The following is a 15,853-nucleotide window of genomic DNA, read 5'->3' as shown; positions in this document are numbered from 1 at the left end:
AACACACGCACGATGAAGCCCGTCCATCTGTCTGTCAATGGCGAATCGCACCACCTGCCGCTCACGCGGCACACCACCTTGCTGAACGCCTTGCGCAACGACCTGGGCCTCAACGGCCCCAAGTTTGGCTGCGGCCTGGGCGAGTGCGGCGCGTGCACGGTGCTGGTGGACGGCGTGGCAGCACGCGCGTGCGTGATCCCGGCCTGCGAGGTGCAAGACCGCGCCATCACCACGCTGGAAGGACTGGGCAACGCACAGCATTTGCACGTGGTGCAGCAGGCGTTCATCGACGCGCAAGCCGCCCAATGCGGCTATTGCTTGAATGGCATGGTGATGATGACCGTCGCCTTGTTGGCCCACACGCCCAACCCAAGCGATCACCAAATTCGCCACGCACTGGCTGGCAATTTGTGTCGCTGCGGCGCGCACCTTGAAATCATGGATGCGGTACGCCGCGCCGCTTCGCTGATGGCCAACCCCGCATGAACACACTGCGCGCCCAACAAGTGCGTTCGCGCGCCGACTTTCACCAAGCCCATGGCGTGTTGCTGGTGGTGCGCGACCCGCCAGCGGCACCCCCGCTAGCCCCCGGTCAACCGGCGTTGGTGGCGGGCAACCCCGCCGAAGGCGTCGAAATTTTGCTGGCGGTGTGGGACGACGGCAGTGTGACCGCCTTGCACGGCCATGTGGACTTGGGCACCGGCTTACGCACCGCGCTCACCCAGGTGGTGGCCGAAGAGCTGGACGTGCCGCCGCAGCGCGTGCACCTGGTGATGGGCAGCACCGCCGCTGCGCCCAACCAAGGTGCCACCATTGCCAGCGCCTCGCTACAAATTCATGCCCAGCCTTTGCGTTTGGCTGCAGCACAAGCACGCCAATGGTTGCTCGCCCAAGCAGCACACCAATGGGCTGTCGACGCCAGCCAAGTGCAACTGCGTGAAGGGGTGGTGCACGGGCCCGCCCAACAGGCCGACATTGGTGAGTGGGTGCGCGAACAGCACACCGCCTTGATGCTGGACGCCAACACACCTGTCAAATCGCCCGACGACTACCGGCTGGTGGGCAGCAGCTTGCCTCGGGTCGACCTGCTGGCCAAAGCCACCGGGGAGCAGATTTTTGTGCACGACATGCGCTTGCCCGGCATGCTGCATGGCCGTGTGGTGCGCCCACCCTACGCGGGCGCCGACAGCGGCGACTTTGTGGGCAACACCTTGGAGCGGGTGGACGCACAGTCGATCGCGCACATTCCCGGCATCCGTGCTGTGGTGACGCAACGCGACTTTGTGGGCATCGTGGCCGAGCGCGAAGAACAAGCCGAACAAGCGCTGCGCGAACTGGTGGTGCACTGGAAGCCGTGGCCCGGCATGCCGGGCCTGGATGACACCGAACAAGCCCTGCGCAACAACCCCAGCACACCACGCGAGCTGGTCAACGAAGGCGCGGTGGACCAAGCCCTGCACGATGCCGCGCAGACCTTCGACCGCACCTACGTGTGGCCCTACCAAATGCATGCGTCCATCGGCCCCTCGTGCGCCGTGGCCGCGTGGATGAAAGACGGCGACCCTGACGCACCCCACACCCTGCTGCGGGTCTGGGCCGGCAGCCAAAACCCGCATGTGCTGCGTGCTGATCTGGCGCTGCTGATGGGCCTGCCCGACACGGCCGTGGACGTGGTGCGCATGGAAGCTGCGGGTTGCTATGGCCGCAACGGCGCCGACGACGTGGCCGCTGATGCGGCCCTGCTGTCCAAAGCCGTGCGTGCGCCGGTGCGGGTGCAACTCACGCGCGAGCAAGAGCATGCGTGGGAGCCCAAAGGCGCGGCACAACTCATGCAAGTGCGCGGTGGCTTGAAGGCCGACGGCATGCCTGCGGCCTACGACTTTCAAACCGCCTACCCCTCCAACGGCGCGCCCACACTGGCCCTGCTGCTGACGCGCACGCTCGACCCGGTGTCGCGTGCGTATGAGATGGGCGACCGCACCGCACGCCCACCCTACGCCTACGACAACTTGCGCGTGACCGTCAACGACATGCCCGCCATCTTGCGTGCCTCGTGGTTGCGCGGTGTGTCGGCCTTGCCCAATTCGTTTGCGCATGAGAGCTTCATTGACGAGCTGGCCAGTGCGGCCAAGGTGGACCCGGTGGACTACCGCTTGCGCATCTTGCAAGACCCACGCGCCCATGAGTTGGTGCAAGCCACCGCCGAGCGCGCCCACTGGAAGCCACACCGCCTGCCGCAACAACAAGCCGCACAGGGCGACTGGTTGCAAGGCCAAGGCTTTGCCTATGCGCGCTACATCCACAGCAAATGGCCGGGCTTTGGTGCAGCGTGGGCGGCCTGGGTGGCCGATGTGGAGGTACACCAACACACCGGTGAAGTGCATGTGAAACGCGTGGTGGTGGGCCACGATGCTGGCTTGATGGTCAACCCACAAGGCGTGCAACACCAGGTGCACGGCAACGTGCTGCAAACCACCAGCCGCGCCCTCAAAGAACAGGTGCAGGTCGACCCCCAAACCGGCAGCGTGACCAGCCAAGAGTGGGGCAGCTACCCGATTTTGAGTTTCCGCGAAGTGCCTGTGATCGAGGTCATGCACATGCCGCGTCCGGGCGAGCCGTCGCTGGGGGCGGGCGAATCGTCGTCGGTGCCGGGCACCGCCGCGATTGCCAATGCCATTTTTGATGCCACCGGCATTCGCTTTCGCAACCCGCCGTTCACCCCCGAGGTGGTGCGCGCCGCCTTGCACCCGCTGGGCCACACCACCCCGCCCACGCCACCTGCCGACCAGGTCACGCCGTCCAAGCCAGGCTGGGACCGGCGCACGCCGCGCAGCCGCCAACCGGGCGTGGCGTCGGCATGGCGTCGCCGCTGGGGACAGCTGGCCTCTTTGGGGCTGGGGGTGTTCACCGTGAGCGCCGCTTTGCTGGGTTGGCGCAGCAGCTTGCCGCTGGTGGGCCCGCTCGACACCTCACCTTTTAGCGCCAGCATGTTGGCACGCGGCCAGCAAGTGGCGGCGCTGGGCAACTGTGCGGGCTGCCACAGCACCGAAGACGGCGAGCGCAACGCCGGGGGCCGTGCCATGGCCACCCCATTTGGCACGGTCTACACCACCAACCTCACGCCCGACCGCGAGAGTGGTATCGGCGCTTGGTCATACCGCGCGTTTGAGCGTGCCATGCGCGAGGGCGTGTCGCGCGACGGGCACCGGCTCTACCCGGCATTTCCGTACACCGCCTTTGCACACATGCGCGACGACGACATGATGGCTTTGTACGCCTACCTGATGTCGCAGCCTGCGGTGGCATCACGCCCGCCGCAAACACAGTTGGCGTTTCCGTTCAGTCTGCGGCCTTTGATGGGGCTGTGGAATGCGCTGTTCCACACCGAGACCGGCTACACGCCCAACCCCCAACAGTCTGAAGCCTGGAACCGTGGGGCCGAGTTGGTCAACGGCCTGGGCCACTGCGGCGGCTGCCACACACCTCGCGGGTGGTTGGGTGCGGAAAAGTCGCAAGCCGCCTACCTGCAAGGCGCGCTGGTGGACGGCTGGGAAGCTCCCGCACTGACCGCGCTCAACCGCAGCCCCGTGCCGTGGACCGAGGACGCCTTGTTCAGTTATTTGCGCCGTGGCCACAGCCCGCAGCACGGCATGGCGGCAGGCCCCATGGGTGAGGTGGTGCGTGAATTGGCCGTGGTGCCCGACGCCGACCTGCGCGCCATGGCGGTGTACCTGAGCAGCCTCAACCCCGTGAGCGACACCCCCAATCTGGCCCAGCAAGCCCGTGCCTTGGTGCAAACCGCCGCCGCCCAAGCGCCGCCGCCCAGTGCCGCCCAACGCCAATTCGAAGGCAGTTGCGGCAGCTGCCACCACGACGGCGACGGCCCGCAACTGCTGGGCTTGAACCAGCCGTTGGCGCTCAACACCAACTTGCACAGCGAGCGACCCGACAACTTGATTCGCGTCATCTTGGAGGGCGTGCAACGCCCGGCTTCACGCGACATTGGCTTCATGCCCAGCTTTGCACAAAGCCTCAGCGACAGCCAAATTGCCGAGCTGGCAGGCTGGATGCGGGCCCGCTATGCGCCACAACAACCGGCGTGGCACAACTTGCCAGAAGCGGTGGCGCGGGTGCGCGGGCGCTGAGGCCTCTTGTACGAAAAACGGCCACCCGAGGGTGGCCGTGCGTCGAAGACGTGAGGCTGCTCAGCGCTGTCCGTCGTGCACCGTCACGTTTTCTTTGAGTAAACCGCCCAGGCGCGAATGCACGCGCCCACCAGTGCCCATGACCAAGGCAAACAAAATTTCATTGGGGCGCGGTGCATCTTGAATGCCCACCTCGATGCTGTTGAAGTGGCTGCGTACATACGACGCGTGGATGTAATGCACGGGCACCATCATGCGGTAGCCCGCACTGGCCACGGCCTTGACCGCTGGCACCATCGATTTGGGTTCACCCAACACCGAACGCATGGCCCAGCCCCCGGCTTCGTGCCACACCGCACCATGCTCCATCTCGCCGTTGATGCCGACGATGGCGGCCTTGCTGTAGACCTCGATGTTGTCTTTGCCCAAGGTGTCCACCAGCTCTTGTGCGAGCAATGTTCCCAGGCTGCGCAACTCGGCCATGAAGGGCATCAGATCGGGTTCGTAACGACCGGCATAGGGATTGCGAATGACAGCACACGAGGCCGCCAGCTTGAGTGGCTTGTCCACCACCGGGCCACCCTCGTGGTAGGTGGTTTCTACGATCAGGCAGCGCTTGCGAATTTCGATCAAAGACATGAAGGAGCTTTCTCGGTCAGTGGAGGATGACGTGTGACACGTCGCGTACTTGTATTTTTACAGATCACACACTCTGCACGCCCGCCTTGTCTTTGTGGACCACAAAGCTCGCCTGTGTCTTCATGCCCGCTTCGCTGCCGGCAGGAAACGCGGTGGTTCTGAAGTCGCAACGCACGCTCTGCGGTGTGACGGTGATCAGGCTGTAACCCCGCTCGTCGGCGCGGGCATGGACCAGGTCGGGGTTGTTGGCTTTGATCACCGCCAGCACGTTGTCGCCCATGCCGCGTGAGGTGATGGAGGTGGTGACAAACTCGCTCGCCACGATGGGCGAGAGCGGGTCGTTGGGCACCAAGCGCAAGTTGCTGGCCACGTTCATGTGCACGTCACCACCCAGGGTCACCACGTTTTGCAAGCGTGCGTCAACCACGGTTTGCAGCAAGCGCTGGCGGGCCTGGGGGTAGCCGTCCCACGCATCGGTGTAGGTGGCACGCCCCACAGGCGCGGGAATGCTGGTGGGCGCAATCAAGGTGGCTTGGCCCAACAACTTCCAGGTGCGTTTGGAAGCACTCAGGGTTTGACTCAACCAACGCTCTTGGGCGGCGCCCAGCATGCTGCGTTGTGGGTCGTCCAGCGCCTCGCACTGGGTGACCATGCGCCCGCCGCCGCGCACCGGGTCGCGACAAGCCTGGGGACTGCGGTATTGACGGCAATCCAGCGTCCACAAGTCGGCCAACTGGCCCCAGCTGAGTTGGTCGTACAGCCGCATCGATGCAGCCTGCGGGCTGTTGGCGTCAGGCCCCAACAACACGGGCTGGTGTTCAAAGTAGGCTTGGTAGGCCGCCGCGCGGCGCAACAAAAATTGTTGCGGGTCGGTGTAGTTGCGGTCTTGGTCGTTGGCGTAGTCGTTGACCACTTCGTGGTCGTCCCACATCAACACCCAAGGGTGTGCTGCGTGTGCGGCTTGCAGCATGGGGTCGCGTTTGTATTGCTCGTAGCGTTCGCGGTACTGCGGCAAGGTTTTGGGTTCGGGCCCGCTGTGTTTGCGCAGCGCGTATTGCGGGTTGCTGCTTTCGTAGATGTAGTCGCCCACAAACAGCACCAGGTCCAGCGACTGTTGGGCGATGTCTTGGTGCGCCACGTACTGGCCCTGCTCGTAGTGCTGACACGAAGCGAGCGCGATGCGCAACTGGCGCACATCGGCATGGAGGGCCGGTGCCGTGCGGGTGTGACCCACGGCACTGAGCGCATCGCCTTGGCGAAAGCGGTACCAATAATCGGTCGCGGGTTGCAGGTGCTGCGCATGCAGGTGCACGCTGTGGCCACGGCTGGCATCGGTCAACACCTCGGCGTGTTGCACGCGGCGCTTCAAGCCCGCATCGGCAAACAGCTCCACCTGCACGCGCAGCGTGCCATCGCCCAAAGCCGCACGGTCTTCCTGCGACAACAGCAAGCGCGTCCACAGCACCATCGAATCAGCGCGCGGTCGGCCACTGGCCACGCCCAAGGCAAAGGGCTGGACACGCCAGGTGTAAGCACGCACGGCAGGCTCGGCCATGGCGGTCATCCAAGGCGAGAGCGCCAGCGCCAGAGCACTGCGTTGAAGGTGTTGGTTGAAAGCGCGTCTTTGCATGGAAAGGGTCAGAGGTGAGGCCAGGAACAGCCGGTCATGTTAAGTTCAATCTGATGAAAACACGACGTACACATTTGGATGCGCTGGCCATGAGCCTGTTGGTGATCTGCTGCTTGTTTTGGGGCCTGCAACAGGTCTTGGTCAAAGCCACCTTGGCCGATGTGCCGCCCATGCTGCAAGCCGCGATCCGGTTTGCAGGCGCAACGGTACTTCTGTGGCTGTGGTGCCGTCTACGGCACGTGGCCTTGTTTGAAGCCGATGGCAGTCTGGGGGCCGGCTTGTTAGCCGGTGCGTTGTTTTGCAGCGAGTTCGTGTGCATCTACCTGGGCTTGCAATACACCTCGGCCTCGCGGCTGACGCTGTTCTTGTATTCGGCGCCGTTTTGGGTGGCATTGCTGCTGCCCTTGCGGGTCAAGGCCGAACGCCTGCGCGCCGTGCAATGGCTTGGTCTTGGGGTTGCGTTTGCCTCGGTGGGCGTGGCACTGAAGGACGGACTGCAAACCGCACATGCCGACAGTCACGGGCTGTCGTGGCTGGGCGACGCCTTGGCGCTGGGCGCGGGTGTGTTGTGGGCGTTGACCACGGTGGTGATTCGCAGCACACGCATGGCCACGGTGAGCGCAGAAAAAATGTTGTTCTACCAAGTGGGCGTGAGCGCATGCGTCTTGCCCTGCCTGTCTTGGCTCATGCACGAAAGCTGGCCGAGCAGCTTCGGCGTGTTTGCCTGGACGTCGATCGCGGTGCAAACCGTGATGGGGGCCTTTGCCAGCTATTTGGTGTGGATGTGGTTGCTGCGCCATTACCCCGCAACACGCTTGAATGCGTTTGTATTTCTCACCCCCATCTTTGCGTTGACAGCGGGCGCCTTGTGGCTGGGTGAACCGGTGACCCTCGGTTTGTTGATGGCACTTGCCGGTGTGGCGCTGGGCATTGTGTTGGTGAACCGCACCGCCCAGGCTTAAGTTTTTTTGGCCAGCCCCAAGCGCTCCACCGTGGCGCGCTCGGCCTCGTAGGTGCGCTGCGCGTACTTGGTGTAGTCCTCGCTGTTCATGTAGATCACGGGCTGGTTGAAGCGGTCCAGGGTCTCGATCACCTTGGGGTCATCCAAGGTTTTCTTGAACGCGTCGTGGAGCACGCGCACCACCGCCGGGTCCATGCCTTTGGGGCCGCCAATGCCAAAGGGCGACTCAGAGACCGTGTCCCACCCACTCTCTTTGACGGTGGGCACATCGGGAAACGCCTTGGCGCGTTTGCTGCCCAAGGTGGCCAACAAACGCAGCTTGCCTTCTTTCACCAAAGGCATCACCTCGGTGGTGCTGCTCATCAAACGGATGTGGCCCCCCAGGATGGCCTGCAAAATTTCTGCTGCGCCTTTGTAGGGAATCGGGTTGAGCACCATGCCTGCTTTTTGGCAAAACTCCTCCACCGCCAAATGCGGTGTGGTGCCGGTCCCCGTGTGACCGTATTCCAATTTGCCCGGGTTGGCTTTGGCATAGGTCACCATCTCTTGCAAGGTTTTGAACGGTGCGTCCATGGACGCGGCCAAGCAGAAGGTGTAGCCCGTCAAGCACGCGATATGGGTGATGTCTTTGATCGGGTCAAAGTTGGTTTTTTGCATGTGGGGCAAGCGGTAAATGCCCAAGGGCAACTGGGTCAAGGTGTAGCCATCGGGCTTGGCACTCACCATGGCCGTGGCGCCCAAGATGCCGCCCGCGCCGGGTTTGTTGTCGGGCACCACCGCCACGCCCAAGGCGCGGCTGGCACTCTCGGCAAAGGCGCGCAACACCGCATCGCTGGGACCACCTGCGGGCCACGGCACGATCAAGCTGATGGGTTTGCTGGGGAATTTGTCTTGCGCCCAGGCTGCGCGGCTGATGAGCGCAGGGGCGGCCAAGCTGGTCAAAGAACCCGCCAAGCCCTGCAAGGCTTGACGGCGGGTGACGCTGGGGGAAAAGAGGTGGGTCAACGGGGGCTCCAGAAAACAACCATTCCAGAAGCCGACGTTAGCCGCTCAGGGCCAAGCGCAACAGCGGGACAACACCCATGTCCCGCTGTTGCTCATCACGCCAGACTCAGTTGGCGAATGCGGCGATGCCGGTTTGCGCACGACCCAAGATCAGGGCGTGGATGTCGTGTGTGCCTTCGTAGGTGTTGACCACTTCAAGGTTGACCAGGTGACGGGCCACACCAAACTCGTCACTGATGCCGTTGCCACCCATCATGTCGCGCGCCATGCGGGCAATGTCCAAGGCTTTGCCGCACGAGTTGCGCTTCAAGATGGAGGTGATTTCCACGCTGGCCGTGCCTTCGTCCTTCATGCGACCCAGGCGCAAGCAGCCTTGCAGGCCGAGCGAGATTTCGGTTTGCATGTCGGCCAGTTTCTTTTGGATCAACTGGTTGGCGGCCAAGGGGCGACCAAACTGTTGACGGTCCAAGGTGTACTGGCGGGCGCGGTGCCAGCAGTCTTCGGCCGCACCCAAAGCACCCCAGGCAATGCCGTAGCGCGCGCTGTTCAAGCAAGTGAACGGGCCTTTCAAGCCTTGGACTTCGGGGAAGGCGTTTTCTTCGGGCACAAACACGCCGTCCATCACGATTTCACCAGTGATCGAGGCACGCAAGCCCACCTTGCCGTGGATGGCGGGGGCGCTCAAGCCCTTCATGCCCTTTTCCAAAATGAAGCCACGGATGGGGCCGACTTGGCCACCTTCGCTGACCTCTTTGGCCCACACCACAAACACATCGGCGATGGGGCTGTTGGAGATCCACATCTTGTTGCCCTTGAGCTGGTAGCCGCCCGCCACTTTCTTGGCGCGGGTGGCCATGCTGGCGGGGTCTGAGCCGTGGTCGGGTTCGGTCAGGCCAAAGCAACCGATCCACTCGCCGGTGGCGAGCTTGGGCAGGTATTTTTGCTTTTGTTCTTCGGTGCCAAAGTCGTTGATGGGCACCATCACCAGCGACGACTGCACGCTCATCATGGAGCGATAGCCCGAGTCCACGCGCTCGACCTCGCGGGCAATCAAGCCGTAGGCCACGTAGTTCAATCCAGGGCCGCCGTATTGCGTGGGGATGGTGGGGCCCAACAAACCGAGCTCACCCATTTCGCGAAAAATTTCGATGTCGGTTTTTTCGTTGCGAAAGGCGTTCAGCACACGCGGCTGCAACTTGTCTTGGCAGTACGCCGCTGCCGCTTCGCGGATCATGCGTTCTTCGTCGGTGAGTTGTTGGTCCAGCAAAAACGGGTCTTGCCAATTGAAAGCGGCGTGGGCCATGAGGGAGCTCCTGTGTGTCTGAATAAAGGTTGGGGTGATCTTAAATGCCCCGAGGACCGCGGAGAAACGGTGATTTAACATCCAGTTATGCTCAATCCTGATATCTGAACAGACGATGCGCCGCAAAATACCGTCTACCCAAGCCCTGTTGTGTTTCGACGCTGCCGCACGTCATGAGAGCTACACACGGGCTGCGCAAGAGCTGGTGCTGACGCAAAGTGCGGTGTCACGTCAAGTCACGCTGTTAGAAGACTTTTTAGGGTTGAAGCTGTTTCGCCGCACCCGCCACGGTGTGGCGCTCACCCCGGCGGGGGTGGATTACGCCCGCCAAGTGGGGCAGCGGCTCGACGGCCTGGAGCGCGACACGCTCGACACCATGACACGCCAAGGCACGGGTGGTCACCTCACCCTGGCCGCCGTGCCCACCTTTGCCACCCATTGGCTGATTCCGCGTCTGGCCACCCTGGCCCAGCGTCACCCCGACATCACAGTGCACATCGACACCCGCACGCGGCCGTTTTTGTTTGCCGACACCGCCTTCGATGCCGCGCTCTACACCGGCACCCCCGAACAAGTGCGCAACTGGCCCGGCACGCGGGCCGACAAACTGCTGGACGAAGAGGTGGTGCCCGTGTGCAGCCCCCAGCTGATGGCCGGGCGCACCCACCTCACGCCCAAAGCCCTGGCACAACTGCCCCTGCTGCAACAAAGCACACGGCCCGAAGGTTGGCGCCAGTGGTTTGACGCCATGGGCGTGAGCGCGCCCAACGCCCTGGGTGGCCCGCGTTATGAACTGTTCTCCATGCTGGCGGTGGCCGCCACCCACCACCTGGGCGTGGCCTTGATGCCACGGCTGTTGATTGCGGGTGAGTTGGCGCGTGGCGAATTGGTGGTGGCCTGCCCCAAGGCCTTGCGCGGCACACGCAGTTACTACTTGATCACGCCCGATGTGGGCCACGCGCCTGGAGTGCTCACGCGCTTTCGCACGTGGGTGCAAGAGCAGGCGCTGCTGAGCACGCGCTAGTTCATGCGTGCGCGTGGGTGGCGCGCAAGAGGGCCTCAAACTCTCGCACCGGCACCGGCCGGCTGAAGAGATACCCCTGGTAATTGGTGCAGCCCATGTTGGCCAGTGCTTGGCGCTGGGCTTCGGTTTCAACCCCCTCGGCAATCACGGACAGGCCCAGGCTGTCGCCCAGGGCAATCACCATCTTGGCAATGGCAGCATCGTTGTGGTCCACCAAGATGTCGCGCACAAAGCCCTGGTCGATTTTGAGCTGGTCCAGAGGCAAGCGCTTCAGATAGGCCAACGATGAGAAGCCCGTGCCAAAGTCATCGAGAGAAAAACCCACGCCCACTTTTTTCAGCGCATGCATCTTGGCAATGACGCCTTGCATGTGGGTCACCATCATGCCCTCGGTCAATTCAAGTTTGAGCTTGTTCGGCGGCGCGCCGGTGGCGCGCAAGGCCTCTTGCACCTGGTCGACAAAATCATCTTGGTTGAACTGACGGGCGCTGACGTTGGCGGCCAATGTGAGGTGCGCCATGTCTTCGTGGTGCTGCCACACAGCCAACTGTTTGCAGGCCTCATGCAAGATCCACGTGCCCAAGGGAACGATGAGCCCCGTTTCCTCAGCCAACGGAATGAACTCGCCAGGAGGCACCAGGCCTCGCTCAGGCGAAATCCAGCGCACCATGACCTCCACACCAAAAATCTGCTGCTGATCCGACACCTGCGCTTGGTAATAGAGCACGAACTGCTGCTTTTGCAAGGCCTCTCGGAGGTTGCGTTGCATCACCGCGCGTGCGCTGACCATTTCCTGCATTTCGGGCTCAAAAAAGAGCGTGGTGTTGGGGCCCATGCGCTTGGCCTTGTGCAAAGCCAAATCGGCACGCTTGAGCAACTCTGTGGCCGTCTCATGCGCAGGCCCAAACAAGGTGATGCCAATGCCGCACGTCATTTGATGTTCCATGCGGTCAAGGTACATGGGCAAATTCAGCGCGGCTACGATTTTCTTGGCCACGTGTTCAGCCTCGGTGGCCGCCTCGCCAGTGTCTTGGCTCAGATCATCAAGTAACACAATGAATTCGTCGCCAGCAAGTCGGGCCACGGTGTCTTGAGCCCTCACACACGTTTCTAGGCGCGTGGCAATGTGCTGCAGCAGTCGGTCACCTTTTTCGTGGCCTTGCGTGTCGTTGAGGGTTTTGAAGTCGTCCAGGTCAATGTGCATCAAGGCGCCCCAGCGACGTTTTTGAAGACTCGACGTCAAGGCCTGGTTGAGTCGGTCCAAAAAGTAGCGTCGGTTGGGCAACCCGGTCAAGGTGTCGGTGTAGACCAATTGATGAATTTGACTCAAGGCCTCCTTGCGCTCGGTGATGTCGTGTGTCACCGACAACAGGCAAGGTTCGCCGTCGACTGCCAGCGGTGTAGAGGACACCCAGCTTGAAATTCGCTGCCCCGTCTTGGTGAGAAACTCAAACTCCATGTTTTGACATTGGCCCTGTGTTTGCATCGTGTGGATGAAGACCGCACGGTCCTCCAGACGGTGCCAAATTTTGAGCTTCAAGGAAGTGGCACCGATGACCTCTTCACGAGACCAACCAAACAGACGCACAAAGCCTTGGTTGATGTCGAGGTACTGGCCATCGGACAAACGGGTGATCGAGAGCGCATCCGGGCTGGTCATGAACGCGGTTCGGTAACGCAGCTCGTTCTCCCTCAAGCCTTGCTGGCGTTTCTCCAACTCGACCAGCAGGTGGTTAAAGCCACCAATCACCTGACCAATTTCATCCTGCCGGGTGACCACCAGCGGCTGCAAGGGCGCGCTTTCTTGCGCCATCTCCGCCAACGCCCGTGCCGTGGATTGCAGGGGCAAAAGCTGCCAACCCAACATCCACCACGTCACGGCCCCAGCGAGCAACGTGGTCACGAAAGCAGCCCACAAGATGCGTTGGTGCATCACCTCTATCGGGGCAAAGGCCTCTTGTGTCGGCAGCACAACGGCCGCATACCAACCCGCCACCGGGATCCGCTTGACCGACGCCAACACTTCAATGCCCAGCGGGCTCACGAACACCGCCGAGCCTTCTGCGCCACGAATGAAATGGTCCAAGGTGGGGCTCACGTGCTCGGCTGGCAAGGTCTCCATGATGCGGCGCTTGTCACTGGAGGTCACGATCATGCGCTGCTCGGGCGCCACCACCAAGTAACTGCCAGTCTCACCGTAATGGCTGTCTTGCACGATGTCCATGAAGTTGGGTAACTCCAAGTTGATGCCTGCGACCAACGCCCCGATGCGCTGCCCTTGCGCATCCAGCACCGGCGTGGCCATGACGAAAACGGGCGCTTTCAGCAGCTGGGCCATGACAGGCTGCGTGATCACGGTTTCCCCTCTGTCGAGCACCGCACGAAGGTAGGTACGGCCGGCGTAATTCACACCTTGGCGATGCAAGGATTCAGGATAGGAGGCGAGCACCGTGCCGCGTGTGTCGGTCACAAATGTGCCGCCGCTGAACATCTCTTGCAGCACGACCAAGGACGAGAGTTGTGTCTGTGTGGCCTGCGGTTTCTGGCGTATCACTTCGCCGATAACCGTGGCTGCTTTTTGCAGTGCGTTACGACGCTCGGTGAGGCCACGGTTGACTTCGTTGGCCAACAACGTGACGGTTGAAAGTTGCTGCGCTTCCAATTGCGTTTGCATGTCTCTGCGCAACATGTGGTCGGCATACAACGCCAAGGACCACATGCTGCTCAGAAATATAAACAGCGTGAACAGGGTGACCCTTGCTTTTAGAGAGCGGCCCGGGAGACGACTTAAATGCATGGGGAGGTTCTTCTTTTTCGGACGTAAACCGAAGGGATAAGAGACTTTACTCCGCTTATCCAAACTGATGCGCGTCATTTGTCTGACGCTTGAAAAAATCAGGCCCTGCTAAGCTTGCGCTCACAACAGGAGACAAGCCGTGGAAGTTTCATTCAGCAAAGAAGTTGAGATGCTGCGCATGGGCGCGGGCGAGACGTTTCATGGGGAAGGCATCTTGGCCATCACCAAAGCGCTGCTGCAATCGGGCGTGGCCTATGTGGGCGGCTACCAGGGTGCACCGGTGTCGCACTTGCTCGATGTGATGGTGCAAGCCAAGGACTACATGCAAGAGCTTGGCGTGCATGTGGAGGCCTGTGCCAACGAAGCCTCGGCAGCGGCCATGTTGGGCGCCTCCATCCACTACCCCTTGCGCGGTGCCGTGACTTGGAAATCCATCGTCGGCACCAACGTGGCGGCGGACGCACTGAGCAATTTGTCATCGCCGGGTGTGAAAGGTGGCGTGCTGATTGTGGTGGGCGAAGACTACGGCGAAGGCGCGTCGGTGATACAAGAACGCACCCACGCCTACGCGCTCAAGTCTGGCATGGTCTTGCTGGACCCACGTCCCGACCTGAGCCGCATGGTCGACATGGTGGAGCACGGCTTTCGGCTCTCCGAAGCGTCGAACATGCCCACCTTGATGGAGTTGCGCATCCGCGCCTGCCATGTGCGCGGCAGCTTTGTGGCCAAAGACAACCAAGCGCCCGCGCAGTCAGCGTTGCACCTGTTGGCAGAGCCCGCCAAGTTTGACTACAGCCGCTTGGCCCATCCACCGGTGACGTTTGGCCAAGAAAAGCTCAAGCACCAAGAACGCATTCCGGCCGCACGCGCCTACATCGAGGCGCATGGCCTGAACGAACACTTTGACGGCGAGCACCACGACTTGGGGCTCATCGTGCAAGGCGGTCTCTACAACACCTTGATCCGCGCCTTGCAGCAGTTCGACTTGGCCGACGCGTTTGGCAACAGCCGCATTCCGCTGTTGGTGCTCAACGTGACCTGCCCTTTGCTGCCCGACCAAATCGCCAACTTCTGCCAAGGCAAGCGCGGCGTGTTGCTGATGGAAGAGGGTCAGCCCGAATACATCGAGCAAGAAGTGGCCACCTTGCTGCGTCGCCGTGACTTGCAAACCCCCTTGCACGGCAAAGACGTGTTGCCCCAAGGCGGCGAATACACCGCCGAGGTGATGGCGCAAGGCCTGCTGCAGTTTGTGAACCGTTATTTGACGGAGCCCGTGGGCCCAGCGTCTGCCGCCAGCGCAACCGACGCCACGGCCACCGCCACGTCGGGTGTGCAGGCCTGGCTGCAAGGCAACCAAGCACGCCGCACCGGTGTGGCGCAGGCGTTGCAAGCCCAAGGCCAAACCCTGCCGCCACGCCCGCCCGGGTTTTGCATTGGCTGCCCAGAACGGCCCGTGTTTTCGGCCATCAAGTTGGCGCAACAAGACATTGGCGCGGTGCACGTGTCCGCCGACATTGGTTGCCATGCGCTGGGCACGTTCGAGCCGTTTTCCACCGGCCACACGATCTTGGGTTATGGCATGAGCCTGGCCAGCCGAGCCGGTGTGTCGCCGTCGATGCAACGGCGCGTGCTCTCGATCATGGGTGACGGTGGCTTCTGGCACAACGGTTTGCTCACCGGGGTGCAAAGCGCACTGTTCAACGGGGGCGACGCGGTGTTGCTGATTTTTAAAAATGGCTACACCTCGGCGACGGGCACGCAAGACATCATCTCCACCCCAGACGACGCGGCCAAACTCGCCGCCGCCGACAAATGGCAAAGCCTGGCCCACACCAACCAAACCATTGAGCGCACGCTGCAAGGGCTGGGTGTGCAATGGCTGCGCACCGTACACACCTACGAAGTGGCCAAGGTGCGCGAGACCTTGGTGGAGGCTTTCACCTCGGACTTCAATGGGCTCAAGGTGATCGTGGCTGAGGGCGAGTGCCAACTCGAGCGGCAACGCCGCATCAAGCCCTGGATTGCCAGTTTGCTGAAACAAGGCGAGCGTGTGCAACGCGTGAAGTACGGCGTGGACGAGGACGTGTGCAACGGCGACCATGCCTGCATTCGCCTCTCCGGCTGCCCCACGCTGACCCTGAAAGACAACCCCGACCCCTTGAAGGTGGACCCGGTGGCCACGGTGATCGACGGCTGCGTGGGCTGCGGTTTGTGTGGCGAGAACGCGCATGCGGCCACGCTGTGCCCCTCGTTTTACCGGGCCGAGGTGGTGCAAAACCCAGGTGTGTGGGAGCGTTTGCTGGCCTCACTGCGCGCAGGGCTGGTGCGCGTGCTTCAACCAGCCTAAGG

Annotated in this window: 10 protein-coding genes; 5 read left to right on the top strand and 5 right to left on the bottom strand. The window is 62.2% G+C overall.

Annotated elements, in window-relative coordinates:
* Window positions 1–12: 12 nt before the first annotated feature.
* Window positions 13–486, top strand: coding sequence for a (2Fe-2S)-binding protein (locus B9Z39_RS08765; RefSeq protein ID WP_108301410.1), 474 nt, complete (start codon window positions 13–15; stop codon window positions 484–486).
* Window positions 483–4,145 (top strand): molybdopterin cofactor-binding domain-containing protein, encoded by a 3,663-nt coding sequence (locus B9Z39_RS08760; protein ID WP_108301409.1) that lies wholly within the window; start codon window positions 483–485, stop codon window positions 4,143–4,145. Before B9Z39_RS08765 ends, B9Z39_RS08760 begins: the two co-directional genes overlap by 4 nt.
* Before the next feature lie 60 nt (window positions 4,146–4,205).
* Here the strand turns inward: B9Z39_RS08760 and B9Z39_RS08755 are convergent, their stop codons facing one another.
* Both B9Z39_RS08755 and B9Z39_RS08750 read right to left on the bottom strand, forming a co-directional pair.
* Window positions 4,206–4,784, bottom strand: a complete 579-nt coding sequence (locus B9Z39_RS08755; protein WP_100146588.1) for an amino acid synthesis family protein — start codon at window positions 4,782–4,784, stop codon at window positions 4,206–4,208.
* A 64-nt stretch (window positions 4,785–4,848) separates the two neighbouring features.
* Window positions 4,849–6,414: an alkaline phosphatase gene (locus B9Z39_RS08750; RefSeq protein ID WP_108301408.1), complete on the bottom strand. Its 1,566-nt coding sequence runs from the start codon at window positions 6,412–6,414 to the stop codon at window positions 4,849–4,851.
* A 53-nt stretch (window positions 6,415–6,467) separates the two neighbouring features.
* Between B9Z39_RS08750 and B9Z39_RS08745 the strand changes: the two genes are divergently transcribed.
* The gene (locus B9Z39_RS08745) at window positions 6,468–7,376 is read left to right on the top strand and encodes a DMT family transporter (protein ID WP_108301407.1); all 909 of its coding nucleotides are present in this window, start codon (window positions 6,468–6,470) and stop codon (window positions 7,374–7,376) included.
* On the opposite strand, the gene B9Z39_RS08740 is transcribed toward B9Z39_RS08745, so the two are convergent.
* Both B9Z39_RS08740 and B9Z39_RS08735 read right to left on the bottom strand, forming a co-directional pair.
* Window positions 7,373–8,380 (bottom strand): tripartite tricarboxylate transporter substrate binding protein, encoded by a 1,008-nt coding sequence (locus B9Z39_RS08740; protein ID WP_233248962.1) that lies wholly within the window; start codon window positions 8,378–8,380, stop codon window positions 7,373–7,375. The two genes, B9Z39_RS08745 and B9Z39_RS08740, sit on opposite strands and share 4 nt — an antisense overlap.
* Window positions 8,381–8,486: 106 nt before the next feature.
* Window positions 8,487–9,683: an acyl-CoA dehydrogenase gene (locus tag B9Z39_RS08735; protein WP_108301406.1), complete on the bottom strand. Its 1,197-nt coding sequence runs from the start codon at window positions 9,681–9,683 to the stop codon at window positions 8,487–8,489.
* A gap of 115 nt (window positions 9,684–9,798) precedes the next feature.
* Here B9Z39_RS08735 and B9Z39_RS08730 point away from each other — a divergent pair, with 115 nt between their 5' ends.
* On the top strand, window positions 9,799–10,707 hold the full coding sequence (locus B9Z39_RS08730) for a LysR substrate-binding domain-containing protein (RefSeq protein ID WP_108301405.1): 909 nt from the start codon (window positions 9,799–9,801) through the stop codon (window positions 10,705–10,707).
* Window position 10,708: 1 nt separating this feature from the next.
* Here B9Z39_RS08730 and B9Z39_RS08725 read toward each other — a convergent pair whose 3' ends face one another.
* Entirely contained in the window at window positions 10,709–13,426 is a 2,718-nt protein-coding gene (locus tag B9Z39_RS08725; RefSeq protein WP_233248961.1) for an EAL domain-containing protein, read from the bottom strand.
* Between the two features lie 217 nt (window positions 13,427–13,643).
* Between B9Z39_RS08725 and B9Z39_RS08720 the strand changes: the two genes are divergently transcribed.
* Window positions 13,644–15,851 carry an indolepyruvate ferredoxin oxidoreductase subunit alpha gene (locus B9Z39_RS08720; RefSeq protein WP_108301403.1) on the top strand — a complete coding sequence of 736 codons (2,208 nt, stop codon included), beginning with the start codon at window positions 13,644–13,646 and terminating at the stop codon, window positions 15,849–15,851.
* The last annotated feature ends 2 nt before the right edge of the window (window positions 15,852–15,853 follow it).

Source organism: Limnohabitans sp. JirII-29, assembly GCF_003063395.1.
Lineage (GTDB): Bacteria > Pseudomonadota > Gammaproteobacteria > Burkholderiales > Burkholderiaceae_C > Limnohabitans.
Note: the sequence above shows the minus strand (reverse complement) of the source record. Positions and strands in the feature narration are given on the sequence as shown.

What these genes read in the sequence shown, in the direction of transcription:
- B9Z39_RS08765 (WP_108301410.1), top strand. Translation starts at nt 13, where the DNA reads ATGAAGCCCGTCCATCTGTCTGTCAATGGCGAATCGCACCACCTGCCG.
- B9Z39_RS08760 (WP_108301409.1), top strand. Translation starts at nt 483, where the DNA reads ATGAACACACTGCGCGCCCAACAAGTGCGTTCGCGCGCCGACTTTCAC.
- B9Z39_RS08755 (WP_100146588.1), bottom strand. Translation starts at nt 4,784, where the DNA reads ATGTCTTTGATCGAAATTCGCAAGCGCTGCCTGATCGTAGAAACCACC.
- B9Z39_RS08750 (WP_108301408.1), bottom strand. Translation starts at nt 6,414, where the DNA reads ATGCAAAGACGCGCTTTCAACCAACACCTTCAACGCAGTGCTCTGGCG.
- B9Z39_RS08745 (WP_108301407.1), top strand. Translation starts at nt 6,468, where the DNA reads ATGAAAACACGACGTACACATTTGGATGCGCTGGCCATGAGCCTGTTG.
- B9Z39_RS08735 (WP_108301406.1), bottom strand. Translation starts at nt 9,683, where the DNA reads ATGGCCCACGCCGCTTTCAATTGGCAAGACCCGTTTTTGCTGGACCAA.
- B9Z39_RS08730 (WP_108301405.1), top strand. Translation starts at nt 9,799, where the DNA reads ATGCGCCGCAAAATACCGTCTACCCAAGCCCTGTTGTGTTTCGACGCT.
- B9Z39_RS08725 (WP_233248961.1), bottom strand. Translation starts at nt 13,426, where the DNA reads ATGTGGTCCTTGGCGTTGTATGCCGACCACATGTTGCGCAGAGACATG.